This is a genomic window from Emticicia sp. BO119 (assembly GCF_013912375.1).
Classification (GTDB): domain Bacteria; phylum Bacteroidota; class Bacteroidia; order Cytophagales; family Spirosomataceae; genus Emticicia.
The window spans coordinates 466,742-485,649 of the sequence record NZ_JACETV010000002.1; the positions used below are offsets into that span (position 1 = coordinate 466,742).

18 protein-coding genes are annotated in these 18,908 nt (G+C 34.3%); 13 read left to right on the plus strand and 5 right to left on the minus strand.

What is annotated here, in order from left to right; all coding sequences use genetic code 11:
* Positions 1–10 precede the first annotated feature (10 nt).
* Positions 11–445: an IS1 family transposase gene (locus H1R81_RS08945; RefSeq protein WP_181840365.1), complete on the minus strand. Its 435-nt coding sequence runs from the start codon at positions 443–445 to the stop codon at positions 11–13.
* Complete coding sequence (locus H1R81_RS27775; protein WP_181840366.1) at positions 397–657, minus strand: IS1 family transposase; 261 nt, start codon at positions 655–657, stop codon at positions 397–399. Before H1R81_RS27775 ends, H1R81_RS08945 begins: the two co-directional genes overlap by 49 nt.
* A 288-nt stretch (positions 658–945) precedes the next feature.
* On the opposite strand from H1R81_RS27775, the gene H1R81_RS27430 reads away from it, so the two are divergent.
* The 13 genes from H1R81_RS27430 (at position 946) to H1R81_RS09015 (ending at position 14,419) form a co-directional block, all read left to right on the plus strand.
* A complete protein-coding gene (locus tag H1R81_RS27430) occupies positions 946–1,437 on the plus strand; it encodes a serine O-acetyltransferase (protein ID WP_181840367.1) in 492 nt (163 codons plus the stop codon).
* Positions 1,438–1,446: 9 nt separating this feature from the next.
* Positions 1,447–2,514: a glycosyltransferase family 4 protein gene (locus H1R81_RS08960; protein WP_181840368.1), complete on the plus strand. Its 1,068-nt coding sequence runs from the start codon at positions 1,447–1,449 to the stop codon at positions 2,512–2,514.
* Positions 2,507–3,505: an NAD-dependent epimerase/dehydratase family protein gene (locus H1R81_RS08965; protein WP_181840369.1), complete on the plus strand. Its 999-nt coding sequence runs from the start codon at positions 2,507–2,509 to the stop codon at positions 3,503–3,505. Before H1R81_RS08960 ends, H1R81_RS08965 begins: the two co-directional genes overlap by 8 nt.
* A complete protein-coding gene (locus H1R81_RS08970) occupies positions 3,498–3,848 on the plus strand; it encodes a cupin domain-containing protein (protein ID WP_181840370.1) in 351 nt (116 codons plus the stop codon). Before H1R81_RS08965 ends, H1R81_RS08970 begins: the two co-directional genes overlap by 8 nt.
* Before the next feature lie 2 nt (positions 3,849–3,850).
* Entirely contained in the window at positions 3,851–4,603 is a 753-nt protein-coding gene (locus H1R81_RS08975; RefSeq protein WP_181840371.1) for a WecB/TagA/CpsF family glycosyltransferase, read from the plus strand.
* Positions 4,593–5,537, plus strand: coding sequence for a GDP-L-fucose synthase (locus H1R81_RS08980; RefSeq protein ID WP_181840372.1), 945 nt, complete (start codon positions 4,593–4,595; stop codon positions 5,535–5,537). The genes H1R81_RS08975 and H1R81_RS08980 overlap by 11 nt, the downstream gene beginning before the upstream one ends.
* 102 nt (positions 5,538–5,639) lie before the next feature.
* A complete protein-coding gene (gmd, locus tag H1R81_RS08985; RefSeq protein ID WP_181840373.1) occupies positions 5,640–6,704 on the plus strand; it encodes a GDP-mannose 4,6-dehydratase in 1,065 nt (354 codons plus the stop codon).
* 526 nt (positions 6,705–7,230) lie between these two features.
* Positions 7,231–8,232, plus strand: coding sequence for a hypothetical protein (locus H1R81_RS08990; RefSeq protein ID WP_181840374.1), 1,002 nt, complete (start codon positions 7,231–7,233; stop codon positions 8,230–8,232).
* 34 nt (positions 8,233–8,266) lie between these two features.
* The gene (locus tag H1R81_RS08995; RefSeq protein WP_181840375.1) at positions 8,267–9,166 is read left to right on the plus strand and encodes a YjbH domain-containing protein; all 900 of its coding nucleotides are present in this window, start codon (positions 8,267–8,269) and stop codon (positions 9,164–9,166) included.
* Positions 9,150–10,271 (plus strand): YjbH domain-containing protein, encoded by a 1,122-nt coding sequence (locus H1R81_RS09000; RefSeq protein ID WP_181840376.1) that lies wholly within the window; start codon positions 9,150–9,152, stop codon positions 10,269–10,271. Before H1R81_RS08995 ends, H1R81_RS09000 begins: the two co-directional genes overlap by 17 nt.
* 238 nt (positions 10,272–10,509) lie before the next feature.
* On the plus strand, positions 10,510–11,214 hold the full coding sequence (locus H1R81_RS09005) for a hypothetical protein (protein WP_181840377.1): 705 nt from the start codon (positions 10,510–10,512) through the stop codon (positions 11,212–11,214).
* A gap of 121 nt (positions 11,215–11,335) precedes the next feature.
* Complete coding sequence (locus H1R81_RS09010; RefSeq protein WP_181840378.1) at positions 11,336–12,958, plus strand: hypothetical protein; 1,623 nt, start codon at positions 11,336–11,338, stop codon at positions 12,956–12,958.
* Between the two features lie 72 nt (positions 12,959–13,030).
* Positions 13,031–14,419 (plus strand): undecaprenyl-phosphate glucose phosphotransferase, encoded by a 1,389-nt coding sequence (locus H1R81_RS09015; RefSeq protein WP_181840379.1) that lies wholly within the window; start codon positions 13,031–13,033, stop codon positions 14,417–14,419.
* Between the two features lie 5 nt (positions 14,420–14,424).
* On the opposite strand, the gene H1R81_RS09020 is transcribed toward H1R81_RS09015, so the two are convergent.
* The 3 genes from H1R81_RS09020 to H1R81_RS09030 form a co-directional block, all read right to left on the minus strand.
* Positions 14,425–15,162: a tyrosine-protein phosphatase gene (locus H1R81_RS09020; protein ID WP_181840380.1), complete on the minus strand. Its 738-nt coding sequence runs from the start codon at positions 15,160–15,162 to the stop codon at positions 14,425–14,427.
* Positions 15,163–15,451: 289 nt separating this feature from the next.
* Positions 15,452–16,297 carry a polysaccharide biosynthesis/export family protein gene (locus H1R81_RS09025; protein WP_229251086.1) on the minus strand — a complete coding sequence of 282 codons (846 nt, stop codon included), beginning with the start codon at positions 16,295–16,297 and terminating at the stop codon, positions 15,452–15,454.
* A 956-nt stretch (positions 16,298–17,253) separates the two neighbouring features.
* Positions 17,254–18,231, minus strand: coding sequence for an NAD-dependent epimerase/dehydratase family protein (locus tag H1R81_RS09030; RefSeq protein ID WP_181840381.1), 978 nt, complete (start codon positions 18,229–18,231; stop codon positions 17,254–17,256).
* Positions 18,232–18,908 lie beyond the last annotated feature (677 nt).

Sequence of the window (18,908 nt, forward strand, 5' to 3'; positions counted from 1 at the left end):
TCTGGCTATTTTAGAGCGGATAAGAGTATTGACCCCCGCTTCGGCGGTCCGATTCAATATTCTTTGTAAACTTTTTACCAATTAAATGCTTGGAATATGGTAAAACCTCTCTGAATGCTTGAAATTTATCAGTACAATAAAAACCTACTTCAATATGAAGGTTTTTAATCTGTACCATTAAACTTTGTAATTGCTTTCGATTACGTTTACCCATTGTTACCGCTAAAATTTCTTTTGTTTCGGGTGCATAAGCATAGAATATCCAAACTTTTTTACGCTTTTTGCTTACAAAAGAGAACATTTCATCAATTTCGATACACTCATAATACTTTTGCTGGGGAGAAATCTGTACTTTTTTCCCTTCTGAAAGTATAAGATTTAAAGTGGTTTGAGGGCTTATGCCATATATCTTATAACAGTCTCGAATGCCACTACCATGAAGCAAAGAACCGCTTCGGCGGTCCGATTTTTACTTGAAATTTTACCAATGGATTTGCTCCTTGATAGAGATATTCCCACCGCGTCGGCGGTCCTATGAAATTGTTTACCACAGGTATTGCATAAAAAATTTTGCCGCCCTGTGGTTTTGATGCCATTTTTGACGACTTTTGTAGAATGGCAATGAGGGCAGTTTACTTTGATATTTATTAGACACATTTACCAAAGTTACACCTCATTGCTTCTCTTCTCAAAAATCATCATACATTTCAGTACAATACCCAATGATTATTATTATAAAAATTAAGAGTCTTTGTTATATTTAGTATAGTAATAGATATATATCTTAAAATAATTAGCCACTTATTTTGAATTGTAAAACTGAATTTAGAAGATTATGATGAAAAAATGCGGTTAAGAGAGATTAATATAAAATCAGTTTAAAACATTTTATTTTATTTTCTTAATAGAATCTAAATAGAAGATTATCCATAATAAAAGACTCATATGTATAATGCTATAAAGCTTTATAAAATTGCCAGGTTTTTATATCTTAAAAAGATACCTTTTATTCCAAAGTTAATTACACTTATAATTTTTATTGTTTACAGCTCAAAAATTTCTTATAAAACAAAAATTGGTAAAGGAACCTTCCTTGTGTATGGAGGCATAGGAGTTCTAATAAATGAAAGTGCTGAAATTGGAGAAAATTGTAGTATAGGAGTAAATTCAATGATTGTGGGTAAAAGCCCATATAGAAATGCGCCGAAAATTGGCAATAGAGTGTTTATTGGTCCGGGGAGTGTAATTGTTGGGCCAGTAGTAATTGAAGATAATGTGGTTATAGCTCCGAATTCAGTTGTTACAAAAAGTGTAGCTAAGGACTTAATTGTAGCTGGAAATCCTGCTAAAATAATAGGAAATATCAATGAGTTAGATTATGATATTTTCAAAAATGAAACTTTTAAAGAAGGTTATGCAGATTATTTAAAATTATAGATTTAATAAATGAAGATTATAATTACCGCTCCAAGTTTAGATCCAAGTATTAATGTCAGTGGAGTATCATCTGTTACAAGTTTCATTATCGATAACAATAAGAATAACAAATATATACATATTGAGTTAGGTAAGCGAGATAATGAAAGAAGAAGCATTAAGTGGTTTATAAGAATATTATCTTCGTTTTGGTCATTTTCATATTTAAGCCTAACAAAAAGAATTGATATTATACATTTTAATTATGCGTTAAGTAAACCGTCTATTATTAGAGATACTCCATTTATATTTTTTGCAAGACTAATTAAATGTAAAATGGTTATGCATTTCCATGGTGGAGAGTTTTTGATGCATGAATCACCTCCTAAATGGATAAATGTTTGTTTAAAATATATTTTTTCTGGAAATGAAGTTAAAATAGTATTGAGTGATTTAGAAAAAGAAATTATTGAGAATAAGTTTAAAGGAAATAATTTAAAGGTTCTATCGAATTGTGTTGATTTGCAAGAAGCGGAAGAATTAACTAAGCAGACAAATCACACCAAGGTAATCAAAATTTTGTTTTTGGGGCGAATTACACTTAGTAAAGGTATAGAAACTATAATTGAAGCAATAAAAATCATTAAGGCAAAAGAAATTCCAATTATATTTATATGTGCGGGAAAAGGGCCGGAAGAGGTGTATTTTATCGAACAAATGTCTAAAATACTAGGCAGTAGCTTTGAATATAGAGGGGTCTTAAAAGGGAGAGATAAAGTAAATGTTTTTAAAGAAACAGACATATTTCTTCTTCCTTCGCTGTTTGGCGAAGGATTGCCTATGGCGCTTTTAGAAGCTATGTCTTTCGGATTAGTTCCGATTGTAACAAATGATGGTTCGATGAAGTTTGTTGTGGCAAACGAAATGAATGGATTTATTATTGGAAAAGGAAATTATAATGAGTTAGTTAGAAAAATAATAGAGCTTAATCAAAAACGAGATAAGCTTTTAACGCTCGGTAACAGTGCAAAAAAGTATATTTTCCAAAACTTTAATCCAGAAGATTACATTAAAAAACTCAACGAATTTTATGAATAAATCTAGAATTTTAGTAACCGGAGGAGCAGGAATGATAGGCTCAAATCTTGTAAAAAGACTTCTGAAAGAAGGTTATGGCGTAATAGTAATAGATAATTTATGGAGAGGAAAGCTCGACTATCTAAAAGATGAGGAGGGACAATATGTTATTGATTTGGAAAATGATTTTTATGACCTTGACCTTTCAATACCAAGCACCTGTGATGATTTAGCTGAAAAAGTAGATTATATAATTCACTTAGCAGATATCGTTGCAGGAATTAATTATGTTTTTAACAATCAAGGTGATTTATTTCGTCAGAATATATTAATCAATTCAAATGTAATTATGTCTGCAAGAAAAGCTAAGGGAAATCTCAAAGGCTTTTTATATGCCGGTACAGCCTGTAGTTTCCCGTTAACTAGACAAAATTCTTTAGATGTAATTCCTTTAAGGGAAGATGAGCTTTATCCCGCATTCCCTGAATCAGCATACGGATGGAGTAAACTAATGGGCCAATATGAAACGGAACTTTTAGAAAAGGAAACAGGAATACCCACATGCAGCTTAATGTTTCATAACGTATATGGTTCCCCTTGTGACTTTGGAGAAAGAAGTCAAGTTATTCCGGCTTTAATCCGTAAAGCGATCAATTATCCTGAGGAAAAATTCATAGTTTGGGGGAGTGGAGAGCAAGGGCGGGCTTTTATTCATGTAGAAGATATTGTTAATGGTATAGTTTTATCATTAAAAAGAGGGCTTGGTCAAGGAACAATTCAATTAGGACCATCAATTTGTACTTCAATTAAAGAAATTGCATATAAAGTTGTGGAAATTTCTGGGAAAGAAATAGATGTAGTATTTGATACAACTAAACCTGAAGGAGATAAGGCTCGTAGTGCTGATTACACAAAAGCAAAAGATATATTAGGTTGGGAACCTATGGTTTCCCTTCAAGATGGTTTAAAAGAGCAATTTGCATGGATTAAATCTCAAATTTCAAATGAATAAAGAAGTTATACAAATTAATTTTGATGAAACTAAGTTTGAAAATACTACTCATGGAGTTGGGGAAAAGTTTATATTCTGCACAGGTTTGCAATGTGAAAGTCCTTTAACCCAAGCAGCGATAGGGACACTTATTTCAGGTGAATTCGTAGCGGAACATATGCATCCGACAATGGAAGAATTTTTCTACTTTATTAACGGGCATGTGGATTTCCTAATTGCAAAAACAGTGTATACTTTAAATGCAGGTGCATTTATTAAAGTGCCAAGTAATACAATTCACAGTCTAAAAGCAAACCAAGAAACAAAATTTTTATACTGGGGTGTTGCAACACAATGTAAATAACTATGGAAAAAATGTATTTCGGCATCAAATTAGAATTCAATAAAGACAAAGTCGATTCAATTATTGAGACTGCTATCAAGAGTAAAGATAAAGGCTATGTCTGTTCAGTAGAAGCAAATAACCTAACTGTAGCAAATAATATTCCGCAGTTTAAGAAAGTAGTCAATAATTCCCTTGTTAATATTTGCGATGGTTCAATGCTAGCAAAAATTTTGGGCTTTATTCATAATAAGAAATTTAAATCTTATATAGGTGCAGATTTATTTGAAATTTATGTTCGTAAATGTAAATATCGGCAGTTTTTTCTTGGGAATACTAGAACTATATTAAATGGTTTGAAATCCAGACTTAGTAAAATTGATCCAGAAATTTCTAAGATGAGATTTGAGGAACTACCTTTTAGAGCAGTTGAAGATTTTGATTATCCAGGTATTGCTAAAATGATAAACGAAGATAAACCGGACATTATTTGGGTTTCTTTAGGAGCTCCAAAGCAGGAGTATTTTATGAGTCGATTATTACCTTATTTGAATCAGGGTGTTATGTTTGGCTTTGGTGCTATTTTTAATTTTAATGCGGGCGTAGGGTCAGTAAAAAGAGCACCAATATGGATGAGACGTATAAAAATGGAATGGCTTTACAGAGCCTTTGAGGATCCAAAGAAAAACGTTCCTCGTTATTGGGGATTTATCAAAATACTTCCTTACCTAATAATTGGGGAATATAAAATTAAATCTCGACAGTATGAAAAATAGTGCTAAAATATATGTGGCAGGTCATCGAGGGATGGTTGGCTCCGCAATTCTAAGGAAATTACAAAAGGATGGCTATACCAATTTTGTACTTAGAACATCTAAAGAATTGGATCTAAGGAACCAACATGCAGTAGAAGTTTTTTTTCAAGCAGAAAGGCCTGAATATGTATTTCTTGCGGCGGCAAAAGTTGGAGGAATCATTGCCAATAATACATACAGAGCTGATTTTTTGTATGAGAATTTAGCCATACAAAATAATATAATTCATAATGCTTATCTAACTGGAGTTAAGAAACTACTATTCCTGGGCTCATCCTGTATCTATCCTAAATTAGCTTCTCAACCTTTAAAAGAGGAATATCTCCTAAGTGGTTATCTAGAGTCTACTAATGAGTCTTATGCCATCGCCAAGATTGCAGGTATAAAATTATGTGAAGCTTATAGAAGCCAGTATGGTTGTGACTTTATTTCCGTTATGCCTACAAACTTGTATGGGCCTAATGACAATTATGATTTACAGAATTCACATGTTTTGCCCGCTATGATTCGTAAGTTTCATGAAGCTAAAAAAAATGATTTATCCTCCGTTACTTTATGGGGTACAGGTTTGCCTATGAGAGAATTTCTACATGCAGATGATATGGCGGCGGCCTGTGTTTACCTCATGGAACATTATAGTGAATCAGAATTAGTTAATGTGGGAACAGGTATGGACGTTACTATTAAAGAATTAGCTGAAACTGTAAAAAAAATAGTGGGTTTTAAAGGGGATTTATTCTGGGATAGTAGCAAACCAGATGGTACCCCTCGTAAATTAATGGACGTTTCAAAATTGCATAGTTATGGATGGAGACATGCAATTGAACTCGAAGAGGGAATAGGTATGGCCTATCAGGACTTTTTGGATCATTATACCTCTCTGAGAATGGGATAATTTAAGAACCGCTTAATACTTAGAGAACATTAGACTGCATAGAGTTTTTTAATTAAATAAACCGATTATTATAACATTTATTATAAATCGAAGTAATTATTCATGAAAAGAGCATTGATTACAGGTATTACCGGACAGGATGGTGCCTATCTGGCTGATTTTTTATTAGAGAAAGGCTATGAGGTTCATGGGATTAAACGGAGAAGCTCCTTAATTAATACCCAGAGAGTGGATCACTTGTATGAAGATTTACATGAGAGAGGGGTCAAATTTATTATGCACTATGGGGATTTATCTGATTCTACTAATATTATACGTATTATTCAGGAAGTTCAGCCGGATGAAATTTACAATTTAGGCGCTATGTCTCACGTAAAAGTTTCATTTGACGAACCAGAATATACAGCACAAGTGGATGGAATTGGCACCTTACGGGTTTTAGAAGCAGTTAGACTCTTAGGACTAATAGAAAAAACAAAAATATATCAGGCATCAACCTCTGAATTGTATGGATTAGTACAGGCAGTACCTCAATCTGAGAGCACTCCGTTTTATCCTCGTTCACCTTATGCAGTAGCTAAACTTTATGGATATTGGATTACAGTTAATTATCGAGAGGCTTATAATATGTTTGCGGTGAATGGTATTTTGTTTAATCATGAGTCCCCTTTACGTGGAGAAACCTTTGTTACCAGAAAAATTACCAGAGCAGTAGCTCAGATTGCTTTAGGCCAACAGGAAACTTTATACTTAGGTAACCTAGATGCGCAAAGGGACTGGGGCCATGCAAAGGACTATGTAGAAGCTATGTGGTTAATTTTGCAACAAGAACGACCTGAAGATTTTGTTATTGCTACTGGAATTACAACTAGAGTAAGAGAGTTTGTTAGAATGGCTTTTGCAGAGGTTGCCATTGGCATAGCATTTAAAGGAGAAGGAGTAAATGAGATTGGATATATTACCTCATGTAGTCATCAAAATTATCAATTACCTATAGGAAAAGAGGTAGTCTTTGTTGACCCACGCTATTTTAGACCTACAGAAGTAGATCTTCTCATTGGAGATCCTACCAAATCCAAGACAAAATTAGGTTGGCAGCCTAAGTATAATTTACCTTCTTTAGTCAAAGATATGATGCAGGCGGATATTAAACTATTTAGTAGATAGGCTTTAAATTATTATATTCGAAAAATTGTATAAATATTTAATAATTTATTTTTTAGGATAAACTTTACAATTTTTTGTCTTTAATAAAGAATTTTTGAATATTTAACTGCCGAAGAATAAATATATCAAATATTATTTGGCAATAAGACAGAATCCCCCTATTTTAGAGGTAATTAAGCGTTGCAAGGCTGTGTTAAAAAAAGAAAATTCATTCCTTGTATTGTATTAAAATCTAATAAATACCTTTTCAAATGTTTGAAATTCGGCGTAATATTTGTTTTTAATATATCTGTTTACATAATAATAACTACAACAAAACAATATAAATACTCTTTGACTACAACATTAATAATCTGATGTTGGATTGCCTTTAATTGCTAAAATAAAAACGTTATAGGGTATAGTTAGTGAATTTTAACAAGTAAAAACTAATTTTAAATACAATTATCTCTTACAAATTCAATGTAATATGAAAGCGAAAAGCCCTCTTAAATTTGCAAGCTTAAGTCTAGTATTATTTCTAGCAATGAGCTTATATAACTGTAAGCCAAAGGAAACACCACCAGAAATTCCTGATTTTACAACAGGATATAAAGATGTAAAATTGCCTGATGTAACACAAACAACACCTGTTGCAGTTACTTCTACCCCTGGAAGTATAACGGCCTCTACGACTGCTACCACAGTTTCTTCAGATTTGAGTGCTGCACAAGTTACAACAGTTGTTACTACTACAGCGTCAGATGTACAGAAAGTAGTGACACCTACAGATGCTGGTAAGTTGGCCACTGCATTTACTCCTGCGGTTGTCAATACTATGTTAAGTGGTGGTGCCATCCCAGCGGATTTAAGTGCTTCAATGAAAGCAATAGCTGCTAATCCGGCCTTAGCCTCTTATTTACCCAAAGTTACTAATCCATCAGTAAATGGAATAGTTGTTAGTGGTCTTGTTAAAGAAATACCCCCATCTTCAAAGGATATAGATGACCCGGTAATTGCTTTGCCAGATTTTGATGTGGCAGATGTCACCGCAAGCCCATGTATTGAAGCAGCACAAGTTGCTTACGATGCAGCTAGAAAAGCATTAGATGCTAATAAAGTTGCTCAGGAAAAAATAGTAAATGATACTTATGCAACCAGAATAGCAGGTATTAGTAGTGCCACTTGCAAAACAACAGCAACTGCTGCCTTAACCGTAGCGGCAACTGCAGCTAAAACAAAACTCGATCAGCAACTGGCTGGTTTAAATACCCTGTTAACGAATAAGACTATTTCGCAGGATATGTACAATCTCTTAAGCTTCTTTGTTTATTTCGATTTATATAACTCTGTTGTTGCAGCAACGGGATTTTATTCAGCCACTGTTAAAGCTTGTGATGTAATAGCAGATGCAGCTATGGCAGCAGCAAAAACGGCGCAAACGACAGACTTGGCTAAAATTAAGGCAGCCTATGATGCAACATTGGCTAGCATGCAAACTACTTACAATAATAGTATCAAGACTTGTCATGACCAAGGTCAAGGTTAATTATCTTTGATTAAAATATTATTAAATTAAAATTATGATAGATAAAGGAATCCTATCTCTTATTCTTTTGTCAAAAAGAACAAAAGATAGGATTTTTAGCTTGGAGCTATTTATAAAATTATTCAAGCATTACTTTCTTTATATTTTTATATGTAGTTCTGTTAATGCTCAAATGAACCTATCTGGTAAATCCGGTTTATTATATATTCCCAATTCTACTGCATATAGAGATGGGAGTTTAAGTTTTGGATATAATTACAATCCTATTAAATATTCTCTAAGAAATAAAAATACCAATCCGGAACAGGTAATATTTGCAAGCATTACTTTGCTCCCTCGTTTGACGCTTACACTTAGTTTATTACAGCCAGTTCAAACCAAGAAAAGCAAATTAAGAGAAGGGCTGGGAGATAGGCAGGTGGATATTTCTTATTTATTAATAAAAGAAAAACCTAAGTTCCCTTCTTTAGCTATTATTATCTCTTCTCCCTTTATGATTGAAACAGCCATGCTAACCAATGTTTTAGTGGCAACTAAACATTTTAAGCTAAGTTCTTTATTAGATTTAGAAACAACAGTTGGCTATGGTAGTCCATATATTGTTTCCAGAGAAGGAAACTTTCAGCTAAATACAGCTAACTCAAATATTTTTTCTAATCTAAAATTTCAGAAAAAAAGTGATTTCGTATTCAATAATGGCTATCTAGTTGGCCCTTTTGGTGGCTTGAAATTGAGTTTTCAAAATAAGGCTGGTTTAATGGCTGAATGGGATTCACAGCATTTAAATGTAGGAATGTATGCGACACTCTGGAAAAAATGGACTATTCAAGGTGGATTATTAAATGGGGATCAGTTCATGTTCGGCTCTTCTTTTAATATACAACTACTTAAGCCTAAGAAAAGCATTACCAAAATAGATGAAAAAGTTTATTAGTTGTATTGTATGTTTTTATATCATAATAGATATTAGTTGCGCTCAGAAGGAGAAAAAAGCGCAAGCCTTCCTTAAGTATGAATATGTAGTTAAAGATAGTATAAAGGTTAGCTATGAGCAACGTGTTTATAGAAATCCATATAATGGATTTGTAGAATTGCGTTATGCTTTATCTGATACGACTGAACAAAAGTATATTCCTCTATTTCAGGGTGTTCCCTTTGTTTCTTATCAAAAAAAAAGCAAAACACTAGTAGGAGAATTACTGACAGAACAGTCTCAGAAAAAATTTGGTATCAGGCAATGGTTTCCTTTCAAAGAGTATAAAGTCGATTTTTCCCTATTGCCACAATTCACCGCTAAATTTGGCAATTTTGATAATCCTGTAGAAGCAAAAATCAATTTATTGCTCAATACGCAGCTATACTTAGGCAGAGGTTTGGCATTGACTACCGGAATTGCATTCCCCCTTATCAATGATTTAGACAAACAATCTATGCGATTGCGATTGGCCCCCACTTTTCTGAATAAATTTCTCGTTTTTCAAAGGGCAAATTTTATGAGCCTTTCCGCAGGGTTGTTTTACAAAGATCAATATGGTATCAATATGCAGTACAGGTATTTTGACGTAAACAAGCATTGGTCATTTGGATTGGAGGGCTCTTATACGGGTTACTATAGAATTTCAGGCGACTACTTTGAGTATCAAAAACCGGAACATATATTATTGTTGGGCGATATAAGCTATCGGATATACAAGCATGATCTTACACTTAAGCTCTCAGGAGGGCAGTATTTATATGAAGATAGAGGTATCAGGTTCGATTTTATCCGGCAGTTTACCAATGTAGAAATTGGATTCTATGTTTTGAAAACAATGAATGGAACTTCAGTAGGATTTAATTTTGCTGTCCCGATTCCGCCAGGGTCAATATTAAAAAGTAAACATTTTCATTGGAGGACTGCTGACGAATTCAGATGGGAATACCTGTATGTAAAAGGATACAATATGGGCGAACGTTATAGAACCGGGTATCAGTTAGATGAAAAGTTAAGAATGTATCATAGTAATTATTGGAAAAATCAGTTGCGTAACAACTATTAATTGTATTGGTGAGAAAGGTCTATTCTGAACCTTTTTTAAAAGATGATTCAAGGAAAATATGTGTTACACCAAGAATTTTACTTGATTATACAACTAAATAAACTAAATATTTACTCCTTAGACTTTTCATTTTGTAGTACCAGTGAATAATAAATTCTTCTTTTATTATAACTTTTCAATACACTTAATAGCCTGAGATACTTTAGTTTACACTATCAAAGGTTCTGTTCCAACAGTGATGAAGATTTTTCTTATAAATGCATACACCCTTGTATTATGTTTTTTATCTGACTATAGTCTGGGTATGCCAAAGGATACCGCCTTTATTAATACCATAAAGAAAACTGTAATCGGATTAAATGCATCTACCTTAGGCATTGGAGGAAATATTTCACTGCGCATTCCCTCAAAAGTAGTATTAGTAGGAGAGCTGGGATACAGCTATTTTAAATTTAACAAAGAAATTAATTATAGAACACCGGAAGAATCTGACATTTTTTTTCAGCCGGATATTCGCCAGAATATTGTCACAGGGATGATCAGCTGGTACCCATTGAAGAAAAAACGGCTTTATTTGAAAAGTGGGGTGGGGTATAGTGTCAGGCAACGGTATTTTGTCAGGGTAACTTCTCCAACCGGACTTCTCTTAGGAGGCGTGGAAATAGCCCCAGAAGATTTCGGGCAGGTTGATCTGGCCATCCAATGGAGTAGGCTTATGCCTTATATAGGAATAGGTATCGGGAAACCCATATCTAAAAAAAAATTAAGTGTCAGCTTTACTATGGGTTGTTTTTATATGGGGAGTCCCAAGATACAAGCCCAATTTGAGGGTTTTCTGGAATCTACTACCTTAGATACGCAGGTGGCCCTGATACAGGCTAATATGAGAAATTATAGCTTTTATCCTGTACTATCTCTGAATCTCAGGTATAGAATACAATAGTTTGGACTGAAAATATTTAGCCGTAAATACGGAGCACTTGTTGGACTCGTCATTAGTACGAGATAATTAAATACGTGAGCAAACGAAAGTTTTTGAGAGTGAAAGACCCATTTGCGATTTTATGAGGCTAAAAATAACATATCCTTTAGTCATTGCAGGGATACTAGTCCTATTTGTGTTGAGTACCTGCAAGAACCCTTTAGATGGTTTTCAACTGCTATTCAAGGAACCCATAGAAAAGGCTAAACTGGAAATTAGGTTTTCCAGTACAACTGGTAAATTGCCAGACAACGTCAGATTAATCATTGCAGGTAAGGATGCGGATAAAATAGTGACTAACCTGAATACAAGAAATTTTAAAATTACCAAGGAAGGCCTTATTTTCTTAGCTGTGAATCCTGACATTATACCTTCGGCTCAGGCACCTGTTACCTTTACAGTCGTAGCGGAAGCCGAGGGGTTTACAAAACTCATTAAGGAATTTACTTTTACCGGTACAGGCAATCAATATTACAGTCCCAGGTTTTTTAGTATCAATACTCCACCGGCCGGGGTATCAGTTAATCAATTTACCCTATCGACTACTACACAAGGATCCCTAACAAAACCATCTACTTTAAAAACTGAATCTGCGTCTAAACAGGAGAATGCATGGGTCATGATCCAAGAAGGAACCGTATTCTTGAATAGTCTGAAGCAACCAATCGCTGGTGAAATGGATTTTGTGATGCATCATTTTGATAACCGTTCAGGAGGTGCTTACCTGCCTGAAGGCGGCCTGGCCAGAAACCCTTTCGATCTGAATAATGCCAGTCTGCCGGATGCCTTTAATTTTTCTACCCTCGCAAGTTTTGCCTTCCTTGAAATAAGTTCTAAACAACAGGAAGTGGCAAGGGCATTTACTAAACCTATGACTATTAATCTTGAATTGAATCCCAATACGGTGAACCCTGAGACAAAAAGTTTAATAAAAGCAGGAGATACCATACCCTTAATCAGTTATAGTCCCTATACTGGGATCTGGAAAATTGAGGGAAGTTCTACGATTATCAAGAATGCCAATACAGGGAAATTGGAATGTCAAGCACAAATCGCCTATCCTGCTTACTGGATCAATGGCTGGCCACGCTGGCTCTGTAAACAAGGCCCTGCATTTACAATTAAGAGCAATTTTAAAGATGTAGATCTATTGTATTATTGCGTGTTGGTGAATACCAAAACTGGCAATACGATTGCCAGTTATTATATCAATCTCAATAATAATGCGGTCTTCAGACTAGGTAATCTACCTAAGGAAATGGAGGAGACCAGACTAAAATTATATAATTACAACCATATCTATGGTGGGGACCGGACTAAGTCCATCGATGAATCAGTCAATTTTAATATCTGTGAAAGCAAGAATTTCAGTCTGGATGTTACTTCATTGCTTGTGCCTCCAGGGATAGAACTTGAATTTGACATTACTTGTCCAAAAGGCAAAAAACTGGATGAAGCCTCTATCCCTTCTCAAATGAAAACGCAGTTCAGTGAGCCTGGTAAAAACCAATGGATTAATATGCCTACTATTACCAGAAATGCGACAACGGCTAAAACCTATCTGTTAAGAATTGGTCAGAAATATGATTTAAGGGCGAGTACGGATGGAGGGGTAAACTGGCCTTATAAACAAAATAATTATCTGATTGATAAAAAGAAATGGGCTTTTGAAATCCTGGGCGATGAATTGGGCTATTGTAAGTAATAAAAATATCCGACGAGAGTCAATTAAATTTTGTAAGTACACCTATTAAGGAAACCTTCCTTTGCAAATACCATGGTTTCAAATGTAAAAAAAATATATCATATAAGATTAATAACAGATTCCATCTGTATTATTCTTTGTTTTGGAGCGGCACAAATATTGAGTGGTCGTTCTTTCAGTAACAGAGATTTTTTCCTGTTGTTTCTTTTATTGGTAAGCTGGTATTTTTCAAGCCGGTATACGGAATTATATGATGAATTCAGGACTGTCAAGTATATTGATGAATTTTTAGTAGTAGTTCCGAATATCATCGTGCAAGGCGTCACACTTATGATCTATTTATTTCTGATCAATGATCGTATTTTTGCCCGTAAACTGGTTTTTTTGGATATCTTACTGGTTACGCTGCTAATGACTTTACAAAAATACATGTTCAAAAAAATAAGTTTATTCATCTATGAAAAAGGATACAAAATAAAAAATATCCTGATTGTAGGAACAGGTGAAAGTGCCATATCGTTCTATAAAATTTTTAGTGATTCTCCTCAATTTGGTTACAAAGTAGTTGGGTTTATTGATGAACATAAGCCTGAATTTCTCAATGGCAAGTATAGTGGTAATTTAGCCAGCCTTGAAAGCCTTCTTAAAAAGAAATCCATTCAGGAAGTCATCGTAGCTTTACCAACATTTGATAAATCCTATATCGAAAATATTATTCAAATTACTGAAAAGGAAGGCGTAAAGACAAGGATTATTCCCGAATATAGTCAATATGGGTTTAAACAGTATAAATTGGAATTATTTGGCGGTAACCCGATTCTTACACTCAGGAAAAATCCCTTAGAAGAGTGGCATTTCAGGTTAATTAAACGATTATTTGATATCGTGTTTAGTCTGGCCGTCATCATCTTTATTTTCTCCTGGTTAATACCTATTTTAGCCATTCTAATCAAATTGGACTCTAAAGGCCCTGTCTTCTATTTACAGGAGAGGTGGGGGAAAAATAATCAGAAAATCGTTTGTTTTAAGTTTCGTTCGATGTATAGCGATAGCTCCACCCGTAAACATGATGGGGGGTTCTGGCAAACGGAGAAGGATGATCCCAGAATAACCAAAATAGGTAGGTTTTTACGAAGGACCAATTTAGATGAATTGCCTCAGTTCTTTAATGTATTATTGGGGGATATGTCTGTCGTAGGTCCAAGGCCCCATGCAGTACAACATAATATTGAGAGTAAAGAACAGATTGATAATTATTTATTAAGACACTGGGTAAAGCCCGGCATTACCGGATGGGCACAAGTAAACGGCTATCGGGGTGAGACCAAGGATATTGTCTTAATGAAAAAACGAGTAGAATTTGATATCTGGTATATCGAGCACTGGGATATCTGGCTTGATATAAAAATTATTACTGCTACTGTTTATAATATGATTAAAGGAGAAATGATGGCTTATTAGGCCATTTAAAGAGTTTCATTAAGAAACGTTTTCTGCTTTAATAATTTCATTATTTTGGAATTCTTTGCTAATTGTTGGAGAGCAAGGAGATGTCTTTCATGATGCAAGTCTGTCCCGACGAAATCTATGAGATCTGCTTCTAGCAATTTAACAGCCACTTGTTTGACCTCTTTCCCGTAATAACCAATTAAGGATAATAAATTTAATTGCAAAATACATCCGGTATCTTTTAGGTGGGCAACCTTGTTCAGATGGCCCCACCAATACCCATATCGTTCGGGATGCGCCATAATCGGACGATATCCCTGTGTTTTGAGTGTAAAAATGATTTCGCTTAAATTAGGTGGGGGAGCAATAAAGGATATTTCGATTAACACATATTTTTTCTCGCCAAAGCATAAAATTTCTTTCTGCTGAAGAATATTTTCAAAGGCTTCGTCTAATAAGTATTCTGCTGCAGCTTCCAGAACTATATCGATATTTTGGGCTTGTAACGCTTCCTGAACTTCTTTTAAACCCTGATGAATGGTTTGAGGAGTATTGGGATAAATACCTGCCTTTACATGAGGAGTGGTAATTAATTTTTTATAACCCAATTTATGTAACTCTTGTATATACTGAATTGTATCTTTCATTGCCTGAGAGCCATCATCTATTCCAGGAATTAAATGCGAATGAATATCTGTTTTTAAGAATGAAAAGGCATCAGTAAGTGTTTTTCCTCCACTAAAAAAAGAAAACATGTAAGCTAAATTTTATATGATAATAAGATTATTGAATTGGCCAATCAAGCAAAATAATTTGTCTTTAATTTAAGCCATTTATCGTTCTTCATTTCAGACAAATGTACGATAATCTTTCTTGAATTAATTTATTTTTTGAGTAGAACCTCCTCCTAACTTGTATGCACTGGTACACAATACTTTATCAAATGAATTGTTCAGAAGCCTATAAAGCAAAACGAGCTACAAACAGCTGCCAGTAACTCGTTAAGCAAATTAATATTTTATTTTTGAATAACTCAGGTTATAGTTACTTAAAAATCAAAGTAAGGATTAATGCTGCCGTTGTAACAATACCTGTATAAATAGGAATTAATTGCAGATTCTGGATCCTTTGGTCTGTATAAGTGACCTTCCCCTTATTAATATCAATATAAATGACATCGTTGTTTCGGATATAATAGTAAGGGGAATTAAAAAAATCCCGTTTCGTTAAGTCTATTTTAACCACTTCTCGCTTGTCTCCTGTGGTACGAATCAACGTCACATTTTTTCGTAAACCATAAATGGTTAAATCTCCGGCCATACCAATCGCTTCTGGCAAAGTAGTATGATCATCCAGTAAATTAAACACAGCAGGACGATTGACTTCACCTATAATGGTAAATTTATGATTTAAGAAACGCACATTAACCGTCGGTTCTTTTAAAAACTTCAAAAGTTTGCTTTTGATACTGTCAGCCGATTGTTCTAAGGTCATCCCTTTTATCTGAATAGAGCCGACTAAAGGCATATCAATATTTCCCTGAGGAGAGACTAAATAACCTAAAGGTTGATTACGTCCCATTCCACCACCACTATTAACCCCAGGAAAACTGGTAGTGGTGAGTGGATTAATATTGGGGAAATTAAAAATGACATTTGACTCCTCACTTAAACTACTCACGGTAACAGCTAAGATGTCGTCCGGCTGAATGAGCGTAACCTGTGGGGTAATGGAAGGAAGTGTTTGGTAGGAGAGTGAATCGTCACTTTGAAAATAAGTTATATCCTTAGTCGTTACCCGGACACATGAGGAAGCGAAGAAAAGCACACCACTAAAAAAAAGTAACGCAATAAATACCCGCATGGTAGATGATAGTCTGTTAGACAACATAAAATAAGAGATAAAGAATTAGTTAAAAGTTAGTATCAGTATATGAATAATTAATGGTAAAGGACTTTAATTTTTGCTCATTGCAGATACCTACAAATTTAAAAGAAAGTTTCCTAATTTTAACAGTATGGGATACAATTTAACGAAGTATTTTCTTGGGTCCAATTCGGCTTTTTAAATTTTCCAAGTACCGGAAAGGTCTATGGTAAGAATGAGTTTAACCACTTTCTTAGCGCTCCAGAAGGTAGTTTGTAACATAAAAATAATAATAAAAAAGATATATAGATATTATCCGTAGATCTAGTCAGAAATTGGCAATGCTACCGTTCGGTAAGTTTAAGATTAAAAAAAAATTAGAATTGTAAAAAAAAGATACAATAGGTAAGAAAATTAGTCATATTTGCTTATGATTTAAGAGAGAGACAGAACCGGAGTATCTGATAGCTATAAACATTCTCTTTTTCTCAATGAACAATTTTATACGTAACTACAACTTATGAAAATAGAGAGAATAGTTCGCTTGATAATAGGATCTATTTTTTATGCTTTATTAGCCCTTACGTTAATCATTATTTCCCCGGTTATCTTTCCGCTGATTGTCATGGAAGCCGTAAAATTTATTAAACTTATAATTAATGCCTTAAGACAGAAACCATTAGTTAAAAAAAAGATAAACGTGGATTTCGAATTGAATAAAGAATCCATTAACAATATTACATTGAATTTATAAGAATAATTTTAGTTTATATTTTTAGACTATGATTTTAAGTGCAAAAAGTCCGACATAATCGGACTTTTTTGTTGGAATAGGAAAGGGGTCTAAGTCTCTATGAATAGACGATCAGCTTTAATCATATAAATATAAGTAAGAACCCATACATAGATGATAAGGATAAAAAGAAATGACTGAACGTTAATTCAGCCATCTTTAACTTTAAGCACTGAATGATCAATCCTTATACCAGTTCTGCTACCTCTATGTTGGCTTGCTCAGCAATCCATTGATAAGTTTTGGTGATACCTTCTCTTAATGATTGGGATGGTGCCCAACCTAATTTCTCCTGAATCAAGGCATTGTCTGAGTTACGACCACGAACACCTTGTGGACCGGGAATATTTTTAATGGTTATTTTCTTACCCGAAATCTCAGCAATCATTTTAGCGAAATCGTTGATAGAAATCATTTCTTCAGAGCCGATATTCACCGGGCCAGAGAAATCAGATTCCATCAAACGGCGTACACCCTCAACACATTCATCCACATATAAAAATGACCGGGTTTGTTTGCCATCTCCCCAGATTTCGATAGTACCGCCATCTTCTGCCTCAATTACTTTACGGCAGATAGCAGCAGGTGCTTTTTCTTTGCCACCTTTCCAGGTACCTTGCGGGCCAAAGATATTATGAAAACGAGCTACTTTTACTGTGATACCCAGGTTACGTTGGTAAGTAAGATAAAGACGTTCGCTGAATAGTTTCTCCCAACCATATTCGCTATCCGGTGCAGCAGGATAAGCAGATTCTTCTGAACATTTAGGATTTTCAGGGTCAAGCTGATTGTATTCAGGATACATACAAGCCGACGACGAATAGAATATTTTTTTCACACCTGCCTGTTGTGCGGCATGTAACATATGCAGATTACAGAGTGCTGAATTGTGCATAACTGCTGCATCGTTTTCACCTGTAAAAATATATCCTGCACCACCCATATCAGCCGCTAATTGATATACTTCATCAAATCCGCCTTCTAAAACATTTTTACAAACTACCGGATCTGTCAAATCACCTATCACAAAATCATCCGCATTCCGATTGTCGTATTCATTATATTTTAAATCTACTCCTCTTACCCAATAACCTTCACTCTTTAAGCGATTAACCAAATGGCCTCCGATAAAACCACCTGCTCCACATACTAATGCTCTTTTCATAGAAATAATTGATGCGATTAAGTTATAAAATAATTATCTGAATAAAACACAAATTTAATAAACACTACCGTATAAAAAAAAATAGTGTCCGGTAGATTTATACTATGAATCTATATTTATCTTTGTGCGCCATTTCAATAGATATCTTTTATTTGCCATATTTTGTCGAGAGGATTTTGGTTAAACACTAACTAAAAAGTTAAAGATGGTTTGATGATGAATTGTTTTGCGGACTTTAAAATCTTCATAGAGGCCTGTCAGGTCTGTTGGGTGCTAAAAACATGTAAGATAGAAATTTAAACAGATGATTTAAATCAGGAAGTGGGCCATTCAAAGGCATTGTATGATTTAAGTAAATAATCAACTACTGAAGTTTCTCAGATAGCTTTAACCTTCTAGGATGAAGCCCGAAATAGACTTCTATGTAGATTCAAATAGTTGGATAAACCATATAAAATGTTGTGCTATTACTACCGAAAAGTCATGCCTGAGAAGTCCCTTAATAGATGATTCAATCGAGAATAGGATTAAATACTTATTATCTTTTTTAGGTATAAACCATTCTATACTAATGCCTAACAATTATACTTGTCAGAGACTTATTTTAAATGTATTTATTGCATTTGGTAGTCGATGCAATACAGGCTATGGCTAGACAATAACCTTTATTTTCTAAA

Coding starts and splice junctions, on each gene's coding strand:
- H1R81_RS27775 (WP_181840366.1), bottom strand. CDS start 657: ATGTGTCTAATAAATATCAAAGTAAACTGCCCTCATTGCCATTCTACA.
- H1R81_RS27430 (WP_181840367.1), top strand. CDS start 946: ATGTATAATGCTATAAAGCTTTATAAAATTGCCAGGTTTTTATATCTT.
- H1R81_RS08960 (WP_181840368.1), top strand. CDS start 1,447: ATGAAGATTATAATTACCGCTCCAAGTTTAGATCCAAGTATTAATGTC.
- H1R81_RS08965 (WP_181840369.1), top strand. CDS start 2,507: ATGAATAAATCTAGAATTTTAGTAACCGGAGGAGCAGGAATGATAGGC.
- H1R81_RS08970 (WP_181840370.1), top strand. CDS start 3,498: ATGAATAAAGAAGTTATACAAATTAATTTTGATGAAACTAAGTTTGAA.
- H1R81_RS08975 (WP_181840371.1), top strand. CDS start 3,851: ATGGAAAAAATGTATTTCGGCATCAAATTAGAATTCAATAAAGACAAA.
- H1R81_RS08980 (WP_181840372.1), top strand. CDS start 4,593: ATGAAAAATAGTGCTAAAATATATGTGGCAGGTCATCGAGGGATGGTT.
- gmd (WP_181840373.1), top strand. CDS start 5,640: ATGAAAAGAGCATTGATTACAGGTATTACCGGACAGGATGGTGCCTAT.
- H1R81_RS08990 (WP_181840374.1), top strand. CDS start 7,231: ATGAGCTTATATAACTGTAAGCCAAAGGAAACACCACCAGAAATTCCT.
- H1R81_RS08995 (WP_181840375.1), top strand. CDS start 8,267: ATGATAGATAAAGGAATCCTATCTCTTATTCTTTTGTCAAAAAGAACA.
- H1R81_RS09000 (WP_181840376.1), top strand. CDS start 9,150: ATGAAAAAGTTTATTAGTTGTATTGTATGTTTTTATATCATAATAGAT.
- H1R81_RS09005 (WP_181840377.1), top strand. CDS start 10,510: ATGAAGATTTTTCTTATAAATGCATACACCCTTGTATTATGTTTTTTA.
- H1R81_RS09010 (WP_181840378.1), top strand. CDS start 11,336: ATGAGGCTAAAAATAACATATCCTTTAGTCATTGCAGGGATACTAGTC.
- H1R81_RS09015 (WP_181840379.1), top strand. CDS start 13,031: ATGGTTTCAAATGTAAAAAAAATATATCATATAAGATTAATAACAGAT.
- H1R81_RS09020 (WP_181840380.1), bottom strand. CDS start 15,162: ATGTTTTCTTTTTTTAGTGGAGGAAAAACACTTACTGATGCCTTTTCA.
- H1R81_RS09025 (WP_229251086.1), bottom strand. CDS start 16,297: ATGTTGTCTAACAGACTATCATCTACCATGCGGGTATTTATTGCGTTA.
- H1R81_RS09030 (WP_181840381.1), bottom strand. CDS start 18,231: ATGAAAAGAGCATTAGTATGTGGAGCAGGTGGTTTTATCGGAGGCCAT.